Genomic DNA, 18,678 nt, shown 5'->3' with positions numbered 1-18,678 from the left:
AATTTCGATCGATCAATCAGTAAAAATCCACACAAGTTGTTCTTCATAATCTCTTAATGATCTTCTTGTTGGTTCGTCACCAGCAAGCTAGGTCGGCTATATTACTCTTTATTTCTAAAGAGTCAACTAGTAATTCAAATTATTTTTAAACTTAAAAAATAAAACCCAACTTAATCAATTCAACCAAGTCATTGTTTTATCAGAAGTTTTAATCTTCATCACCGCCGATGGATGTGCATTCTACAGCATTTCACATTCGTTGCAACACCTTTTTTTAAATAATTATTTTGAGCGCACATTTTTCACTCAAATTACATTTTTTCATTCATATTTTGATCAAATTTGGTTTAATAGTAATAAATCAGGATTATTTGAACGTTTTTACTTATTATACGGCAAACATTTTGCCGCGCTAAAAGCGTCAGGACTATATATGCGCCAAACTTCTTTTTTATATGCAGGATTATTGTCACTTGTCGTAACAACACCTGTATTTGCAAATGACGAGGCTTCAGCACCTGTTGCTCAAGACTCAGAAGCTGCCAATAAATCAAAAACACAACAACTTGCGCATGCTGCGATGGTCAAGTCATCTGAAGTTGCAAAAAAATTATCTGTAAACGCCAATGCAGCACAATCAGAAGAAGATAAAGACCCTTTCCAACCGATCAACCGGAAAGTTTACGCATTTAATGATTATTTAGATGTCCATATTGCCCGCCCTGCTGCTATGCAATATGTAGCAAAAACCCCTAAGGATATTCGTGAATCGTATCGTTTATTCCGTAAAAATTTGGGCGAACCTTGGAATGCATTTAACCAACTCATCCAAGGACGGCCGACCCGTGCCGCAAAAAGTCTAGGGCGTTTTACTGTTAATACACTGACAACTTTAGGCTTTGCTGACCCTGCAAGCCGCCTAGGCCTAGAAACCGAAGATGAAAACTTTGGCGCGACTTTAGGATATTACGGTATTCCTTCTGGTCCTTATATTGTTCTACCAGTGCTTGGTCCAAGCACATTGCGCCAAACCGTCGGTCTAGCTGTAGATAGTCAAGGACGTCCACAGAAATATATGCTTGATGGTCATGATGTGGCGTATTGGTCTGAGCAAACTTTACGTGGAATCGATACTCGCGCTCAATTACTGGATATCGAAGGTGTATTGCAAGGCGATAAATACGCTCAAATTCGTGATATCTATTTGCAACGCCTGAACTATTCTATTGCCGAGAAAAAAGGTATTGCTGAAGAAAACTTATTTATTGATGAAGAAGATGACGATATTGATGAATCTGAAGATAATTCAACAGATGTTTCTTCTGATGATTCTACCGATTTCATTGATGATAGCAGTTCAGATGATACCGACACGGTAACAACTGAATAAATAAAATTTTTCAATTGGCTGGTGTGGTTTTTCCCTCCAGCCATCATTAGCTTGCTATAGTACACTTATTGTCTATCGAAGGATTCATCTAATTCTTTATGTATTTCATTCAACCTACTCGTGATATTCCATATTTAGATCAGGTACTTGATGCGCTTCCTAGCGTACAAATGATTAACATTGAAGATCTAGACTTGTATGATCCAACGATCATTGCAATTGCTGATGTTGCTGACTTTTTAAATCACCAATGGACACTTCCTACCATTGTGCTCGCTTTTGAGCATGAAGGTGCTGCATTAGCTCAAGCTTGGCAACAAGGTGCTTTAGCAGGATGGGTTTGGGATCATATTCCAACCAACCTTCAAGTGGCACTCACTAAAATTGATGCGCAATACAAACGTAATCAAGACAGCCGTGATCTCCCTTCTGCTGCAGATTTGCAAAAACGTTTACTGCCCAATCCGATTGAACTCCACAACTATAAAGTTGAAACATTCTTCCAACCATCTGCTTATTTATCGGGTGATTGGTACGATTACTGGAAAATCAGTGATAAAGAAATCATGTTTTATCTCGCAGATGTGTCTGGTCATGGGGTGACGAGTAGTTTACTAACCTCATGGATGGCTGCTTTCCACGGTCGTTCAAAAACCCCAAGAGAGTTGATCAAAAAACTCAATGGTATGTTGGTTCAAGAAAATATTGAAAAGCACATTACCATGATTGCGGGGATACTCAATCTCGATACGCATGTCTTGAAATGGTCTAGTGCAGGGCATTATCCGCCGGCCATTTTATTTGAACCTGGTCTTCCCGCAAGAATTTTAAACACCAGTAGCTTCCCACTCGGCTTAACTGAAGACCTAGAAGTGGAAGAGTTTGAATTTACCTTAAATCGTTATTCGCGCTTTGTAATTTGCTCGGATGGCGCACTTGAACCTTTTGACGGTGGATTGAATGAACAGCTAGGTCAATTGGTTTATCACTTGCAAAATCAATCATTTCAAGCACCAGACCATGTTGCTGACGACATTGCCATCCTAAGTTTACGTCGAATCAATTAATCACGAAATCAATCACTTAAACCGAATACGACTTTCTGATCATACTCGGCTACTTGAGTAAGCTGTGCCCCTATGGGATAATTTACTATCCTTCTCTGCAAATGGCATTTATATGTCAACAGGTCATGTTGAATATGCAAGCTTGAACGGAACGCATATTTTTAAGCTTATTGGCGAAGTGCGTGCCCAATCTTGTATTAGTCTAGACAAGTTATTAAACAAAATTGAACAGCAACAAAATGTCGTCGGTGCAATCGTTGATTTAACCCAAACGACATTTATCGATAGTACTGTTCTTGGCATTTTGGCGAAACTGGGTTTGAAGCTCAAACAAGTTCACCATATCCAAGCGGTAATGTTGTCTACAAACTCTGATATCACAACGCTTGCCAATAGCATGGGTTTAGGTCAAGTGTTTGTTATTTTGAATTATTGTGGTGATCCAAGTGTATGCACTCGCGCACTTATGGAAGAACACATTACCCATAGCAATATGCTGAATACGGTTTTAGATGCACACAAAACGCTGATGAAACTGAATGATAGCAACCAAAATATGTTTGAGCCTTTGGTCAAACAACTGCAAAAAGAGCAGGATAATCTAGTGCAACCCAAGCAGCAAAATGTCTAATTTAGGTTAATCACAGCAGAGACCCACTTCGCATGACTTTACTTTCCGTTGCACAAATGAATTCTCAAAATGACATTGAAGATAACTTCAAAGTGATCGAGTCATTGATGCAACAATGTCAGGCTCAAGGTGCGAGTCTCATTGTATTTCCTGAAAATTTTGTCTGCTTTGCCGCAGGTAAACAACGCGAAACCGCGGCGCAATTTGAAAGTATTCAGCAGCGACTAGAAAAACTCGCACATCGTTATCAACTTTGGATTGTTGCGGGCACACTCCCATGCCCTTATCGTCCAGATGGTTCAATCATTCAAGATGGCCGTGTCCGTACTGTTAGCCTGTGTATCAGCCCTGAACGTACCGAAGCACGTTATGACAAAATTCATTTATTTGATGTGCAAGTTGGTGACGCTGTCGGTGGCTATCAAGAATCAAAATTCTTTGAACCTGGTACTGAAACCGCAGTTGCAACAACACCTTTTGGCAATATTGGCCTGATGGTGTGCTACGACTTGCGCTTTCCTGAACTGGCTTTGAAACTTCGTAGCCAAGGTGCAAACATTTTAACGGCGCCTGCAGCTTTTACTTATACCACGGGTGAAATGCACTGGCAGTTGTTACTGCAAGCTCGTGCCATGGATAGCCAATGTGCTGTACTGGGTGCCGCACAACAAGGTTGGCATGGTGAAAAGCGTCAAACTTGGGGGCATGCTGGAGCAAGCAACAGCCGCGGTCAAATTTTAGCAATCACCGCAGAAGAAGGCGCTCAACTACTCACAGTTCCTTTTGACTTAGACGAGCAGCAACAGATTCGCGCATCAATGCCACTGATGCAGCACCGTGTTTTGGTTCAATATTGATTTTCACTCTGTATAAAATTACAAAAAAACTGAATATTATTTAAACAAAATCCCCCACGATATGATTTTGAACCATCATCTGAGGGATTAGAAAAATGACTTTAGAAAAAGCAGTTTATACAGCCCATGCAAAAGCCACTGGTGGTCGTGATGGTCGTGCAACGACGTCCGATGGTTATTTAGATGTTCAATTGGCGGTGCCGAAAATTATGGGGGGTACAGGTAATGGTACGAATCCTGAACAACTCTTCGCCGCTGGTTATTCAGCCTGTTTTTTAGGTGCAATGAAATTTGTGTCTAACCGAGATAAAATTTTGATTACCCCTACTGCCTACGTCGAGGGTGATGTTGGTATCGGCCCTATTCCAACAGGATTTGGTATTGAAGTGACGCTTAATATTCATCTTGAGGGTATGGATGCAAGCGAGGCACAGAAATTGGTCGATGCTGCACATATTGTCTGCCCTTATTCCAATGCAACACGTGGCAATATCAATGTAACGTTAAATGCGATTACCTGATGAACTCCTACCCTAAAACAAAATGTTTTAGGGTAGCTTCCTAAATTATCAAAATAAATTTTATAAAAAATATAGCTTTATATTTCAAACATAAATAAGATAAGACGAATAATTAAAACCGAGTTTATAAGAAATGTCTGCGTTATTTTATGTATGGGATGCTGAACAGCATCATTTTCAAACAACAATTTCTACATTAGAACAGGCAGAATATTTTGCAACCAATCCTCAAGATTTAGGTTTTACAGAAAATCTGAAAAATTGGCTCATTGAAGTTGAAAGTATTGTGACTAATCCTGAACTTGCAGAAAACTTTGATGAAGAAATTATCCAGTTCTTTAGTAATGTAAAAGGCTTTTTTAATTTTTCTACAAATGTTTTTGTCATCGAATATATACAGGAAAAAAGTAAATACCTTTATAAAATATTGGTTGATACACTACGTAAGTATAATCTCGTTGCTTTTGATGCAAAACATTATGTGTTTTTTAGTCGGGATGTTATTTTCCCCGATCAGAAAAGTATTGAACAGATGTTAAGCTCTGTCGAAGCAGTATCAAGAGAACAGTTATTACAATTTAAAGCTATACCACAAACACAAGAGAAGCTCAGTATTTTTGCAGATCAGTGGTTAGATTTAAATAAAGAATCTTTAAATTTTATAAAGCAGAGAAAAAAAAATCAATTTAACGAAACTATATATCATCGAGATTTTAATGATCAAATATATGAAGGTATATTAATACTATGTTCAAGTAAAAAAAATGTTTTAGCATATAGCCAAATTGCTTTGGGAAGTTATATTCAAATTTCATCAGAAAAAGCAATCCGTATACTACGCCAACATTTTATAGATGATCATACCTTGCAGTATTTACCCAATATTCATGGAATAGAGGGGGAAGCAATTCATTTTAATGATCCACAACAATTGCAGCACGTGTTACAACAAGTTTATGATTTTTTAATTTATGATGAAGAAAAACATAAAGATCTGGAAACTTTAAATCAGTGGTTGAATCATGGAGATGAAAAAGAATATATCACAGGTCTAGGTGCTATCTCACGTTTAGTGTTAGCAAAGTATGTTAATGATCCTTTATATAATCAATTGATGCAGGAAGCTTTGCCATATGTAAATAGAAATAGATTTTTTAAGAATATGACTTTAGAACAATTCTATGAAAGATTAGAAATGGAAATAAAAGAGATTTTAGAAAAATAAGCTAATTTCATACCTACCAAAATATAAGATGCACTTTATAAGTACATCTTATATTTAAAAATTACAGAAAAACTCTCTACTCCGCCGCTTCATTGGTGACTCGAAGCACTTCTTCCAATGTGGTTTTACCGGCCAACACTTTGCGCAAACCATCATCACGTATTGAACCCGCATTTGCACGTACATGATTTTCTAACTCAAACTCTGCAGCATTACCATGGATGAGGCGACGTGTTTGCTCATCAATCGGGACGATTTCATAAATTGCGGTACGCCCTGTAAATCCAGTATGCGAGCATTGTTCACAACCTTTAGGTTGAGGCAATTTTAACTCAGCCGATGCATCGAGATGCCTAAATAAGTCTTTTTCAAAATCATCGGCATCATGCCAAGTCGCACAATGACGGCACAAGGTTCGAACCAAACGCTGTGCCACCACACCGATCAGTGAGCTTGACAGTAGAAAGGGTTCAATCCCCATGTCTTTAAGACGGGTCACCGCACCGATTGCTGTATTGGTATGCAGCGTTGAAAGTACCAAATGGCCTGTTAATGACGCTTGTACTGCAATTTCAGCAGTTTCTAAATCACGAATCTCCCCGACCATCACCACATCTGGGTCTTGGCGAAGCATGGCTTTTAATGCACGAGCAAAGGTCATATCCACTTTGGTATTGACCTGCGTCTGCCCGATCCCTTCAAGTTGATACTCAATTGGATCTTCCGCAGTCAAAATATTTTTTGAACCATCATTTAGATCAGACAATGCCGCATACAGGGTTGTGGTTTTACCTGAACCGGTCGGCCCTGTAACCAAAATAATGCCATGCGGACGATGTACCAGTTGTTTCAATCGATCATAGTCATGCTGCATCAAGCCCAAATGGGTCATGTTTAAACGCCCAGCTTGTTTATCGAGTAAACGCATCACTACACGCTCACCATACGAAGAAGGTAAGGTTGATACACGAACATCGACTTCACGGCCCGCCAAACGCAGTGAAATACGACCATCTTGTGGAATTCGCTTTTCTGCAATATCGAGTTTGGCCATGACTTTGATCCGTGACACCAACAATGGCGCAAGTTCTCGACGTGGCTGTACAATTTCCCGTAACTGACCATCGACACGTAAGCGGACAGACAGCTTTTTTTCAAAAGATTCGATATGAATATCTGAAGCACCGACACGGATCGCTTCCGACAATAAGGCATTGATTAAGCGTACAATCGGCGCATCATCCTCCTGATCCATCAAATCTTCAGCTTCTGGTACAGAGTCCGCAAGGCTAAGTAAATCAGGATGATCTTCCAGACCCGCTGCCACTTGTTGAGACTCACCGGTGTCTCCGGCAAAGCTTGCACTGAGTAATTGATTAAACTCTTGCTCACTACATAATTGATATTGTGCAGGATGCCCTAAAAAGCGACGTGCTTCTTGTAAAGCCAACAGTGGCGTGCTTTCACGACGCACAATAAAAGCTTGATCACCCTCATATCGAAGCAATACGCCATGACGTTTGGCAAAACTATATGGTATTTGTAATTGTTTAAGTACTTGCATCACGCATTATAATGATGAAAAAAGTTGTTTTGAGTGTACTCTAAGCATCTGACAGCGTGAAGTCTGTTTTTAGGATTTATCAGGACAAGGGATATACGCATTGCCATTAGAAAATGATTTGACTGAAAAGGAATCCCCAAAACGTAAATGGTGGGGGGAATATCAATTTGAACTGAATCACCCGCGCAGTTGGCAGTTTGGGTCTTTATTGTTTCGTGTGACGCGCGGCATGCAAGAGTGGCGTATGGAATATCATCGCCCGACCTTTCAGTTTGACTATGAGCAGCAATGGCATCCGATACAAGACCCCGAATTTGGTTTTCCACAACCCATTAAAATGGAACGTTATATGTTCCGCCAGACGCATGACAAAATTCAAATCATGCCACGTTTGGCAGATCGGTCTGTGGTGATTAAACCGGTCGATCCGATTTATATTCCAGCCGGACAGCGCGGAACGCTATATATCAGCACACCGCTTTGGATTGCTGGTTTTGTCGAAGGTCTTAGAGAACCTTTGTTTGATATACCTGTGATTCTACCAAAAGATACCTGGTTTGGTCCGAACCATCGAATGGGTGAAATTTGCTATGCCACAGCAGTTGATGGTCGTACAGAACTCAAACAACTCAAACCTCGCGCTTTTCGTGCTGTAACCCCTATTGAGTTTCATAACGTGAGTAATCAACAGATTCGCTTTGACCGTATGAATGTCCCTGTACCGGCTTTGCCATTATTTTATAGTGAAAGTACGGGACGTTTATGGACTTCACAAATTCGGGTCGTGCATGAAGGTCATGACAAACCGCCGCGGGTCAAAATTGAAAACCGTACACCGCCACAAGCAGGTGACGTAATTTATCTGCATCCGCCACGCGAGTCAGCCAATGTGCTATTCAATATGTTTGATTCATTTTTCTAACGGTGAGCCATGGCAGATTTAAATATTTCGACAGAAATTACCAGCAGCCTAAAAGGAATGGTCGCCAATCTCAATACCGATCGGCTGACAGAATTATTGGTGGCTGTTTTACTGGCAGTCATCGGCTTTCTGATTGCACGTTTTATCTCAAACACCTTTATCCGCACTGTAGGTATGCGTTTCAATGCCCATCAGCAGTTGGTTTGGCGTCGCGGGATTTTCTATTTCATCTTTTTAATCTTTGTGATGGCAAGTTTAAAAGAAGCCGGCTTTAAACTCAGCGTCTTCTTGGGTGCAGCAGGTATTTTAACGGTCGCACTGGGTTTTGCCTCGCAAACGTCCGCATCCAACCTGATCAGCGGGATGTTCTTGATCGGTGAAGGTTCTTTTGAAGTTGGTGATACCATTCAATTGACACTGATTCGTGGGCATACCATTGAAGGTGAAGTGATCTCGATTGATTTACTGTCGGTCAAATTACTTACGCAGGACAATGTCTATGTCCGTTTGCCGAATGAACAACTGATTCGGGCACCTGTACATAACTTGTCTAAGTTTCCAATACGGCGCATTCCAATTACTCTTGCGATTAACTTTCATGAAGACATCATCAAAGTTCGCGAAGTTCTATTAGATGCCGTCAGTAAATATCCACTGGTCTTGGCCGACCCTAAACCTGCCGTGACCGTCACTGCCTTTCGTGAATCTTCCATTGAGCTGCTTTTTGCTATTTGGTGTCAAAGAGAGAATTTCCTGAAAGTCCGTGATGAAATGCAGGAACGAATTCGAAATGCTTTTGTCGAAAATAAAATTGAAATTCCTGTACCGAAAATGGGTTTTGTTGACCACCCGCTTTCTACACAAGCAAGCGATGCCGACGTCGATCAATATGCCAATGCACAAGAGATTCAACGAGAGCCTCAACTCAAATAATGGTCTATCGACTTGATATGAAAAGCCCTGCATATCATCAAATATGCAGGGCTTTTTATCATCTACTATTTATAGCCATCGACCTGTACAGCTTAGTGATCTCGTACCTTTAAGAACTTCATCATGGTTCAATCTTGTCATTCGGCATGGGCGCAATATAAGCAATTAAAAGCATGGCAAAACCTGCGGCCATAAAGGAAATCACTCGCATGAGAGTGCCGACATGAGATAAATCCAGCAAGACCAATTTCAAAGTGACCAAGACCAAAATACTGCCACCGAGTAGCCAAACTGAACGTAATTGGCGCTGAGTAGCAAAGCGCATACTCACCAAAGCCAATAACACCCACAGCACGGTAAAACTTAGTTGAACGGTCGCATCGCTCCAAATGTCTAAACTGTTATAAGGTGTATCCAGATACATATGTAAGGCACGAAGCACAACATAACTACTTAACCAAAGTAGCCCTAGAACACTCAACACGGCAGCCAAGCTACGATCTAAACCGGCTTTTAACTGTTGATTCAACATCCATAAAAAAGCCGCTAACAACAGCAAACTCACAGCATCAAAAGGATTCAGTATCGGCAAGATATATCCCACAAAGGCCTGCTGGCTATATAATTGCGAACTAATGATCCAACTTAGAGCCAAAAACAAGCTGCTACGTGCTTGCCAAAACATTTTCCAGGCCGGTTGCTGCGCTTGCCAATAACACCATGCACAAAATATCAGCGGCAAAATTACCACACTGATATACGGCATACTGGGTATCAGCGTCAGACTGGTCCACGCCAAGCTGCTCAAAATTCCGAGACTGACCCATTCTTTTTCTTCACGCACACCGAGTAATGGTCGTAGCCAAAGCAGCGTCAAGCTCAGCCCAGCGAATGCAAAATAAATCTGCTCCATCGCTGAATGCCAAAGTAACTGACCGTTCTCACTCACTGAAATAACTTGGTACAGCCCCATCACATAAACAGGCACTAGACCCGTCCACTTAATGATGGACCAACTCCACGAAGCTTTTCGTTTTAACAAGCCTTCATTCACCACCAGATAGGCAAGACTGACGATCAATAGACTCAAGGCCAATTGATGGCTAGTCTGCAGCCAATCTAAGAGCAACATGATGAACATGGTGGTTGCTGAGAGCATTTGCACACATTGAAAGGCAATACTCGAACTTGAAAGCTGTTTATGAAATGCAGGAATAGCATGTGTCACGATAATGGCTGCCAAATAGCTTAAACACACGCCCCAATACATCTGTGCAGGGAAATGTGGCAGTTGAACCAAATAGTACAGACTTGAACACCCCGCCATCACCAAGAGCGCCATGCCTAAATAACGGCTGATATTGGACTGCTTGTATAAGGCATATATAAATATCAACGCACCTTCAACTGCCCAACCGACCACACTCCACTGCTCTTTCAATACTATCGGTGGAATCAATGCCAAGAAAATTAAGGTCAAACTCAAATAACTTTGTGCAATCAGTGGAATCACAGCACTACGTTTACTGATGCTATACAGTACGGCAAAAAGCGCTGCGAATAGCAAGCTATACCCCGCCTGCCATACCGTTTCCTCAAAATACATCAAATACAATGCCAGATAAGCAAGCACTGGTGCGGCAAATATCAACGCAATATCTAAGGCAGGTTTAAGCTGAAAATGCGCAAGATCTTGTTTTGCCAATAACTGACTAAAACGAAAACCCAGCCAGATAAAAATCGCAGCATGGGCTAAAACCAGCACGCTCATCATCTGACGTTCGGTGGTGTATCCATGGTAAAAAGCATATCCACCACCCATGATCACCGTCATCAAAAAAGCGATTTGATTCAGATATTTCCACGGTCTTAAAGTACTCATGACCGCAACAGCCAGATTAATTACAAGATAATAGGCAATAAATTCCGTTGCAGTTGCATCACGAACAGGCAAGGTAAATGGCGCAAGATAGGCAATCAGCATTGCCATGATTGCCAGTTCTACCGACTGCTGTTTTAAACTGAGCCAAATCGTCAATACCATAAGCGCTGCATACAGTACACAGGCTATGCTAAAGCCCGAAATCACGGCATTGTAATAGGCAAAAAATAAAGTCAAAAACAGCGCTGCAAGACCTAGACCTTCTAGCGCTAAGGCAAAACTGCGGTTTTTGGTTTGCAGCCAAAAACCCAGTCCGACAACACCTGCACTGATCAAACTCACGATCAGCAGTTTCATGGCCAAGCTTAGTTGCCAATGCTCTGTGGCAAATCTGAGTAAGAGCACCACGCCAATCACCAAGACCAATACCGCCACTTTTAACACGGGATTGCCTTGGAAAAGCCATTGCTGAATTTGACTAGATAGATTTGGCGCAGACTTGGATGGTGTATTAGAAGGCGTTGAATTGACTACTGCCTGATGTCTAGCTGTACCAACTGCCGTCGCGGGATGTACAGATGATGTATCATGAGAATCAAAATTTTCAGGATGGTCTATTGTCAACGCTGATATTGAAGTAGCTGCATGACTGGATTGCGACTGAAGCGCACGTCCTTGCAATAGATGCAGCTGACGTTCTAATCGTTTCAGCCAACGCAGAAAAAAATAAACCCACAGGCTAATCCCTATCGCAACTAAATATCCCAATTCTGTTAACAGTCCAACGACCGTTAATAACGATGCAATATATAACGGAACCTTTGATGTCACTTGAAATGGTTGTTTTGATGAGCTCAGTGCATCAGCGCCATGCTGCAAATCATCGACATAATTCATCACACTGAGCATAAAACCGATGCCACTGATATAACTCAGGATACGAACATCTAAGTACCATGCCCCGATCCCCACCATGATCAGCGTCATCAACCAAATCATCTTGATTTCATTATTCTGTTTCAGCATACCTGCTTCGTCATTTTCCTGAATGTTTTGATGATACATGAGCCCGACGGATGGATTAAAACTATTCATCAGTGATTCGGTAAGTTACATATACAATCTAGACTCTGCGTGCGGGCAAAAAATCACGTACAATAAAACCGTTTTTAGGATTAGGAAATTATCAATGCCACCATTTGTCTTGGTCGATGGCTCATACTTTTTATTTCGTGCTTACCATGCACTGCCACCATTAACCACTTCAACCGGTTTGCATACCAATGCAATCCGAGGTGCCATTTCTGCCATCCAAAAATTAATGCGTCGTATTCAACCGACGCATATGGCCGTTATTTTCGATACACCTGAACCAACCTTCCGTCATGAATTGTCCCCGATTTATAAAGGTGACCGTCCAAGCATGCCTGAAGAATTATCACAACAAATTCCATATCTTCATGCATTAATTCGTGCTCTAGGGATTCCGCTGCATATGTTGCCGGGTGCTGAAGCCGATGACATTATCGGAACTTTAGCCAAACGCGCTGAAGCAGCCGGTCATCAAGTTTTAATCTCCACTGGTGACAAGGACATGGCGCAGCTCGTTACTGAGCGTGTCACTTTAGAAGACAGCTTCAAAGATAAACCGATGGACGTTCAAGGCGTTTTTGAAAAATTTGGGGTGTGGCCGAATCAAATCATTGACTACCTAACATTGATGGGCGACGCCTCTGATGGTATCCGTGGTGTACCTGGTGTTGGCGCAAAAACAGCAGCAAAACTTTTAACCGAGTACGGTTCGATTGGCGGCATTTTAGAAAATGTTGACAGTATTAAAGGTAAAGTCGGTCAAAACATTAAGGACAATGTCGAAGGGATTACTCTTGACCACCAACTGGCGAGCATTGTTTGCGACCTCGACATGGGCCTTAAATACGAAGATTTGAAACTTGCTGATCCAAATATTCCAGCTCTTCGTGATTTATATACTGAACTAGAATTCCGTAACCAACTGCAGTCATTAGATCATCCGAACAACCCAAATGGTGCAACCTACAAACAAGCAGCCAAAGCCATCAACACCACGGCGACTGTAGCCAATGCACCCGAAGTGGAAGATCAAGCGGACAAAACCAGTGTTGATGACTTACTTGGTGAAGCACGTTATCACACGGTATTGACCCAAGAAGATTGGGATGTGTTATTTAAACGTCTAAGTACTGAAAAGCGTTTTGCCTTTGATACTGAAACCACTAGCCTCGATTACCGCGTGGCACAGATTGTGGGTTTCTCAGTAGCTTTAGATGCACATGATGCCTATTACGTGCCGCTTGCGCATGATTATGAAGGTGCGCCGCAACAACTTGATCGCGACACAATTCTGAATCAACTCAAACCTTTACTTGAAGATAATGACGTACAAAAAATTGGTCATCATCTCAAATATGATGCACATGTCTTAGAAAATCATGGTATTCATTTGGCAGGTTGGTATTTCGATACCATGTTAGCCTCTTATGTCCTCAACTCTGTGGCAACTCGTCATGGAATGGATGACGTCGCGCGTTTGTATTTAAGTCATCTCACAACGACGTTCGAACAAGTGGCGGGCAAAGGTGCAAAACAAAAGACCTTTAACCAAATTGAGCTCGAAACGGCAGCCCATTATGCCGCAGAAGATGCCCATGTGACCTATCGTCTGTATGAAGTACTCGATAAAAAGTTACAAGCCCATCCGGAACTGATCAATATTTTGCACAATATTGAAATGCCGGTTGCCCGTGTTCTAACCTCTATGGAAGAAAACGGCATTGAGCTAGATATGAACTTCCTCGACCAACTCGGTGTGGAATTTGCCAATACCATTCAAAATTTAGAAACAGAAATTACCGATCTTGCGGGTCAAAGCTTCAATGTCAGCTCACCAAAACAAGTGGGTGAGATTCTGTTTGATAAATTAGGTTTAAAAGGCGGTAAGAAGACCTCTACAGGTCAGTACAGTACCAGTGAAAGTGTCTTAGAAAAAATCGACCACCCGATTACCGACTTAATTTTGGAATATCGTGGTCTCTCTAAACTCAAAAGCACTTATACCGATGGTCTGTTAAAGCAAGTGAATAATGACACACATCGTGTACATACCAGTTATCACCAAGCTTTAACGGCTACAGGTCGTCTGTCATCCACAGATCCAAACTTACAGAACATTCCTGTCCGTGAAGATATTGGGCGCCAAATCCGTAAAGCCTTTATTGCACCTGAAGGTCGCATTTTATTGGCAGCCGATTACTCGCAAATCGAATTACGTTTAATGGCGCACTTCTCGCAAGATCATGCATTGGTCGATGCCTTCAATCATGGACAAGACGTACATAAACGGACTGCGGCAGAAGTTTTGGGTATTCCACTCGACGAAGTGACCAGCAACCAACGTCGTCAAGCCAAAGCGGTGAACTTCGGTCTGCTCTATGGCATGTCAGAATTCGGTTTGACTCGTCAGTTGGGTTTCACTCGTGAAGAATCACGTAACTATATTGGTAAATACTTCCAACGTTACCCAGGTGTTTTGGAATATATGGAACGCACTCGCCAAGTCGCACGTGAACAAGGTTTTGTTGAAACCATTTTAGGTCGTCGTCTGTATACACCAGACATTATGGCGAGCAACAAAATGGTGAAACAAGGCGCTGAACGTGCAGCGATTAATGCGCCGCTACAAGGTTCTGCGGCGGATATCATTAAACTGGCCATGATTGCCGTCGATAAAATCTTACCTAAAGATCAAGCCAAAATGTTACTGCAAGTACACGATGAATTGGTGTTTGAAGTTGATGCTGCAATTGCCGATGAACTCTCTGCACAACTGACTGAAGTGATGCAGTCTGTGTTGAAAATTTCCGTTCCACTGATTGTGGAAGTGGGTCAAGGCAATAACTGGGACGAAGCGCACTAATTCATTCACGCCTTTCTCCCTCTAGGAGGAAGGTTGGGATGGAGGTGAGATATCTCCTCGTAGATATTTATTGTTTTATACCTCAATTTAAATCCACAAAAAAAGGACGCCTCGGCGTCCTTTTTAATTTAACTCGTCTTAGCTCAGATTAAAGACCAGTCAATAATGCAATTGCGACTTGCTTCATAATAGTTTCCGCAACCAACAATGCCAAAATCGCAAAAATTGGCGACAAGTCAATCATCCCCATATTTGGAAGAATACGACGGAATGGTGCAAGTAGCGGTTCTGCCAATTCTTGAACCACTTCAATATAAGGTGAACGTGACTGACTAAACATCACCACCCAACTCAAAATAATCGATGCAAAAATTAAGTAACGACAGAAACGGATTAAATCCTGAATCATGGTCACAAAGGTCATAATGATCAGATGGAATGGACTATTCACTGCCACGCCAGACAAATACATCAAACCAAACATTTTTAACAAATACAGAATCACCACCAACACCAAAGCTGCGGTATTGACTCGACCTTTGGCCAAAGTTGGGAAGATTCGGCTAAAGATATCGACAATTTTTGTTGCTTTTGCTGTTGCCAAAACCACAGGGTTATATGGACTCACGGCAGCAAGCTGCATTAAAAAACGGAAAAATACGAGCAAAATTGCAACGTTAATAATGATTCCAAAAATTTGAGCAGAGCCCATACTTGAACTTTCCTAAATCAAATCGAATTATTTGGTGCTTTCGCTTAACTCTTGTGCCAACTCTTGGCTACGCTTTTGCGCTGCGGCTAAAGCGGCCTGAATATTTTGTGAAATTTGAGCACGATCAAATACTTCAATCGCAGCTTGTGTGGTACCGTTTGGAGAGGTTACATTTTTACGTAACTCCGCAGGACTGTTGGCACTGGTAATCGCCATTTGTGCAGCGCCCAATGCAGTTTGCAAGGTTAGTGCTGTAGCCACTTTTTCATCCAAACCCATGTTTTTACCTGCACGGATCATACTTTCCATCATATAGAAAAAGTATGCAGGACCTGAGCCAGAAACAGCTGTAACTGCATCAATCTGAGCTTCTGAGTTTACCCAAAGTGTTAAACCCGTTGAAGCCAAAACTTGACTTGCAAGATCACGATCTTCAGCCGAAACCGCTTCACCTGCATACAAACCATGCGCACCGGTTTGAACTAAAGCAGGTGTGTTTGGCATGACACGAACAATACGCTCTGTGCCTAATAGTTTTGAAATCGTTGCAATTTCTGCACCTGCAACAATTGAAATCACCAACTTCCCTTCTAGCAACCCTTGTAATGGTGCCAAAACTTTTGCCAACACCTGAGGTTTAACGGCAAAAAGAACAATGTCAGCTTCTCGAATTGCTGCAACATTATCATCGGTCACATGCAAATCTTTTTCAGCCAAAAGCTCACGTACTTTTTCTACGGGATCTGAAACTGTAATACGTGTAGTCGGGACACCACGTGCAATCAGGCCACCAATTAAAGCCTGTGCCATGTTACCGCCACCAATGAAACTAATATTACAATTTAGAATTGCGCTCATGATTGAAGATCCGATATTGCAGATTTAGCGTTAAGAGATAATGTCGGTTGCCAGCCAGCTTGAGTACAAAATTCAGACTGTGCCAACCAAAAGCCCTGAGGCGTAAAGACGCCTAGCATAACATTATCTCGGCTTAATATTTGAATAGTATGACGCTGCCATGGAAAAATTTGCGCCTGCTGAATGGCTTTTTTCAACGGCCAACTTCCGACACGACCATACAAATGAATTTTTTCGCCGCCAAGACGTGGGCGAATCTGCAGTTGCTGCCCCAATAATTCAGGTGATAAGCCAACCTCTGAGGGTTGAATCACAAAATGTCCGGCAGGCAACTTGTGGCACTGACCTGCAACACAAGTTACAACCGCAACCTCTTGAATGGGTTCAGTTGGCAGATATTCCGCTTTGGCAATCCGATGAAGTTGCTGTTGAAAGCGCAGATAGTAAAATCCATTCCAGTGTAATGCCGCTTGCGAGTCTTCGCGTGAGCCAATCACTTCTGAAAATAAACGCTGTACCATTTCAAAACTTGGACGATATTGCCCCTCACCTTTCATCCAGTGCGATAACAACTGACGCTGACGTGCCTGACTGAGCTGTTGTAAAGCCGCCAAAGATAACATTTGCGATGAACCACAGGCCGCTAAATCTTGCTGCAACACCTCATATAAAATTTCATCAGCATCTTGCATCAAATAACTGGTTCGACTCAAGGCTTGCTGCATTTTAGGAAATCGATCGCTGAGTAACGGCCACAAAATTTCACGACTCCACGCACGGTCATAGTCGGTATCAAAATTGGTGAGGTCTTGAATATTTTGCACATGCAGCTGTGCTGCCCATTGGCAAATTTGCTCACGTGAAAGATCTAATAGCGGACGCCATAATGTAAAATCTTCACGTACATCGAATTTTTTCATCGCAGCAAGGCCATGGACACCAGCACCTGAAAGTAGCCGCAACATCAATGTCTCCGCCTGATCTTGCTGATGATGTGCGAGTACCAATATTTCATCTGCTTGTAAATGTTGAGCAAAGGCTTGATAGCGGGCCGAGCGTGCTTGATTTTCAAGGTTACCTTGCGCAACCTGGACTTTTTGTATGATGAATGGAAGATTCAGCGCTGCACACTGAGCGCGTACAAACTCGCCCCAAGCATGACTACACGCTTGTAGTTGGTGATCAATATAAATCACCCGTATTTTTTCAGGGCACAAAAACGACATAAGATGCAGCAGCAACATGGAATCCATGCCACCACTACATCCTATTAAAAATCGGCTTTGTTCAGGCAGCGCCTGAATTTGACTTAAGCAGTCAGCCCTAAATTGTCGCTGCCAAACTTCATTAAACGCTGATAACGCGCTTCGCATCGTTCGTTTGCATCCATTGGTTGCAGTTCTTCTAAAGCTTGCTTCAAGACCACTTTCAAATCCTGCATGACTTTTTCAGGGTTTAAATGTGCGCCTTCCGCTTCGTCCACCACGTATTCCACAATGCCCATCTTCTGCAATTTATCTGCCGTCAATGCCAATGCTTCACTTGCTTGTTCTGCTTTCTCTGCAGTTTTCCACAAAATAGATGCACAGCCTTCAGGTGAAATCACTGAATAAATACTGTGAGATAGCATAATCACACGGTCAGCCACGCCAATACCGAGCGCACCACCCGAACCACCTTCACCCAATACCGTTGCCACTACAGGCACTTTGAGTGAAGAAAGCTGAGCTAAGCTGGTTGCAATCGCTTCGGCCTGACCACGCTCTTCTGCACCTACGCCAGGGTACGCACCCATGGTATCAATAAAGGTAAAGACTGGCAGATTAAAACGCTCGGCCATATCCAATAAACGCTGTGCTTTACGGTAACCTTCGGGGTTACTCATACCAAAATTATGTTGTAATTTTTCACGTGTACTACGACCACGGTGCTGACCTACAATCATCACAGGCTGACCATCTAAACGAGCCAAACCACCAATCATCGCTCCGTCATCACCAAATAGGCGGTCACCGTGCAAAGCATCGAACTCTGTAAAAATTTCGCCAACATAATCCAAAAACTGCGGACGTTCAGGATGACGTGCGATCTGAACCGTAGTCCAGGCTTTAGATTGAGCTGCTTTATTTTTCATAGGTCGATCATTATCCCTAACTTAACT

Annotated in this window: 15 protein-coding genes; 9 read left to right on the top strand and 6 right to left on the bottom strand. The window is 42.2% G+C overall.

The genetic code is table 11. From position 1 onward, the window contains the following. Positions 1-433 precede the first annotated feature (433 nt). The 6 genes from FTV37_RS02705 to FTV37_RS02680 all read left to right on the top strand — a co-directional run bounded on the left by FTV37_RS02705 (position 434) and on the right by FTV37_RS02680 (position 5,691). Positions 434-1,390, top strand: coding sequence for a VacJ family lipoprotein (locus FTV37_RS02705; RefSeq protein WP_180062977.1), 957 nt, complete (start codon positions 434-436; stop codon positions 1,388-1,390). A gap of 98 nt (positions 1,391-1,488) precedes the next feature. After that, on the top strand, positions 1,489-2,457 hold the full coding sequence (gene gigA, locus FTV37_RS02700; RefSeq protein ID WP_078189557.1) for an RsbU family protein phosphatase GigA: 969 nt from the start codon (positions 1,489-1,491) through the stop codon (positions 2,455-2,457). Positions 2,458-2,569: 112 nt separating this feature from the next. After that, a complete protein-coding gene (gene gigB, locus FTV37_RS02695; RefSeq protein ID WP_180009658.1) occupies positions 2,570-3,088 on the top strand; it encodes an anti-anti-sigma factor GigB in 519 nt (172 codons plus the stop codon). Between the two features lie 32 nt (positions 3,089-3,120). After that, a complete protein-coding gene (locus FTV37_RS02690; RefSeq protein WP_180062976.1) occupies positions 3,121-3,945 on the top strand; it encodes a carbon-nitrogen hydrolase family protein in 825 nt (274 codons plus the stop codon). A 95-nt stretch (positions 3,946-4,040) separates the two neighbouring features. Beyond that, complete coding sequence (locus FTV37_RS02685) at positions 4,041-4,466, top strand: organic hydroperoxide resistance protein (RefSeq protein WP_180062975.1); 426 nt, start codon at positions 4,041-4,043, stop codon at positions 4,464-4,466. Between the two features lie 133 nt (positions 4,467-4,599). Then, complete coding sequence (locus tag FTV37_RS02680; protein ID WP_104852448.1) at positions 4,600-5,691, top strand: hypothetical protein; 1,092 nt, start codon at positions 4,600-4,602, stop codon at positions 5,689-5,691. Between the two features lie 76 nt (positions 5,692-5,767). Here the strand turns inward: FTV37_RS02680 and gspE are convergent, their stop codons facing one another. Continuing rightward, entirely contained in the window at positions 5,768-7,255 is a 1,488-nt protein-coding gene (gene gspE / locus FTV37_RS02675) for a type II secretion system ATPase GspE (protein WP_180062974.1), read from the bottom strand. A gap of 100 nt (positions 7,256-7,355) precedes the next feature. On the opposite strand from gspE, the gene FTV37_RS02670 reads away from it, so the two are divergent. Together FTV37_RS02670 and FTV37_RS02665 are read left to right on the top strand one after the other, a co-directional pair. Further along, the gene (locus tag FTV37_RS02670) at positions 7,356-8,177 is read left to right on the top strand and encodes a hypothetical protein (protein WP_078192622.1); all 822 of its coding nucleotides are present in this window, start codon (positions 7,356-7,358) and stop codon (positions 8,175-8,177) included. 9 nt (positions 8,178-8,186) lie between these two features. Next, positions 8,187-9,110: a mechanosensitive ion channel family protein gene (locus FTV37_RS02665; protein WP_180024385.1), complete on the top strand. Its 924-nt coding sequence runs from the start codon at positions 8,187-8,189 to the stop codon at positions 9,108-9,110. A gap of 121 nt (positions 9,111-9,231) precedes the next feature. Here the strand turns inward: FTV37_RS02665 and FTV37_RS02660 are convergent, their stop codons facing one another. Further along, complete coding sequence (locus FTV37_RS02660; RefSeq protein ID WP_180062987.1) at positions 9,232-12,018, bottom strand: DUF2339 domain-containing protein; 2,787 nt, start codon at positions 12,016-12,018, stop codon at positions 9,232-9,234. A gap of 163 nt (positions 12,019-12,181) precedes the next feature. Here FTV37_RS02660 and polA point away from each other — a divergent pair, with 163 nt between their 5' ends. Beyond that, entirely contained in the window at positions 12,182-14,947 is a 2,766-nt protein-coding gene (gene polA, locus FTV37_RS02655; protein WP_180062973.1) for a DNA polymerase I, read from the top strand. Positions 14,948-15,095: 148 nt separating this feature from the next. Here polA and FTV37_RS02650 read toward each other — a convergent pair whose 3' ends face one another. The 4 genes from FTV37_RS02650 to FTV37_RS02635 are packed head-to-tail and all read right to left on the bottom strand — an operon-like array spanning position 15,096 to position 18,651. Continuing rightward, positions 15,096-15,659 (bottom strand): YggT family protein, encoded by a 564-nt coding sequence (locus FTV37_RS02650; RefSeq protein ID WP_078189567.1) that lies wholly within the window; start codon positions 15,657-15,659, stop codon positions 15,096-15,098. A 27-nt stretch (positions 15,660-15,686) separates the two neighbouring features. Continuing rightward, positions 15,687-16,517: a pyrroline-5-carboxylate reductase gene (proC, locus tag FTV37_RS02645; protein ID WP_180050196.1), complete on the bottom strand. Its 831-nt coding sequence runs from the start codon at positions 16,515-16,517 to the stop codon at positions 15,687-15,689. Next, on the bottom strand, positions 16,514-17,890 hold the full coding sequence (gene tilS / locus FTV37_RS02640) for a tRNA lysidine(34) synthetase TilS (protein WP_180062972.1): 1,377 nt from the start codon (positions 17,888-17,890) through the stop codon (positions 16,514-16,516). Before tilS ends, proC begins: the two co-directional genes overlap by 4 nt. After that, positions 17,827-18,651, bottom strand: a complete 825-nt coding sequence (locus tag FTV37_RS02635) for an acetyl-CoA carboxylase carboxyltransferase subunit alpha (RefSeq protein WP_078189570.1) — start codon at positions 18,649-18,651, stop codon at positions 17,827-17,829. Before FTV37_RS02635 ends, tilS begins: the two co-directional genes overlap by 64 nt. Positions 18,652-18,678 lie beyond the last annotated feature (27 nt).

The sequence above is a fragment of the Acinetobacter sp. YH16042 genome, from assembly GCF_013417245.1.
Taxonomy (GTDB): Bacteria; Pseudomonadota; Gammaproteobacteria; order Pseudomonadales; family Moraxellaceae; genus Acinetobacter; species Acinetobacter amyesii.
Note: the sequence above shows the minus strand (reverse complement) of the source record. Positions and strands in the feature narration are given on the sequence as shown.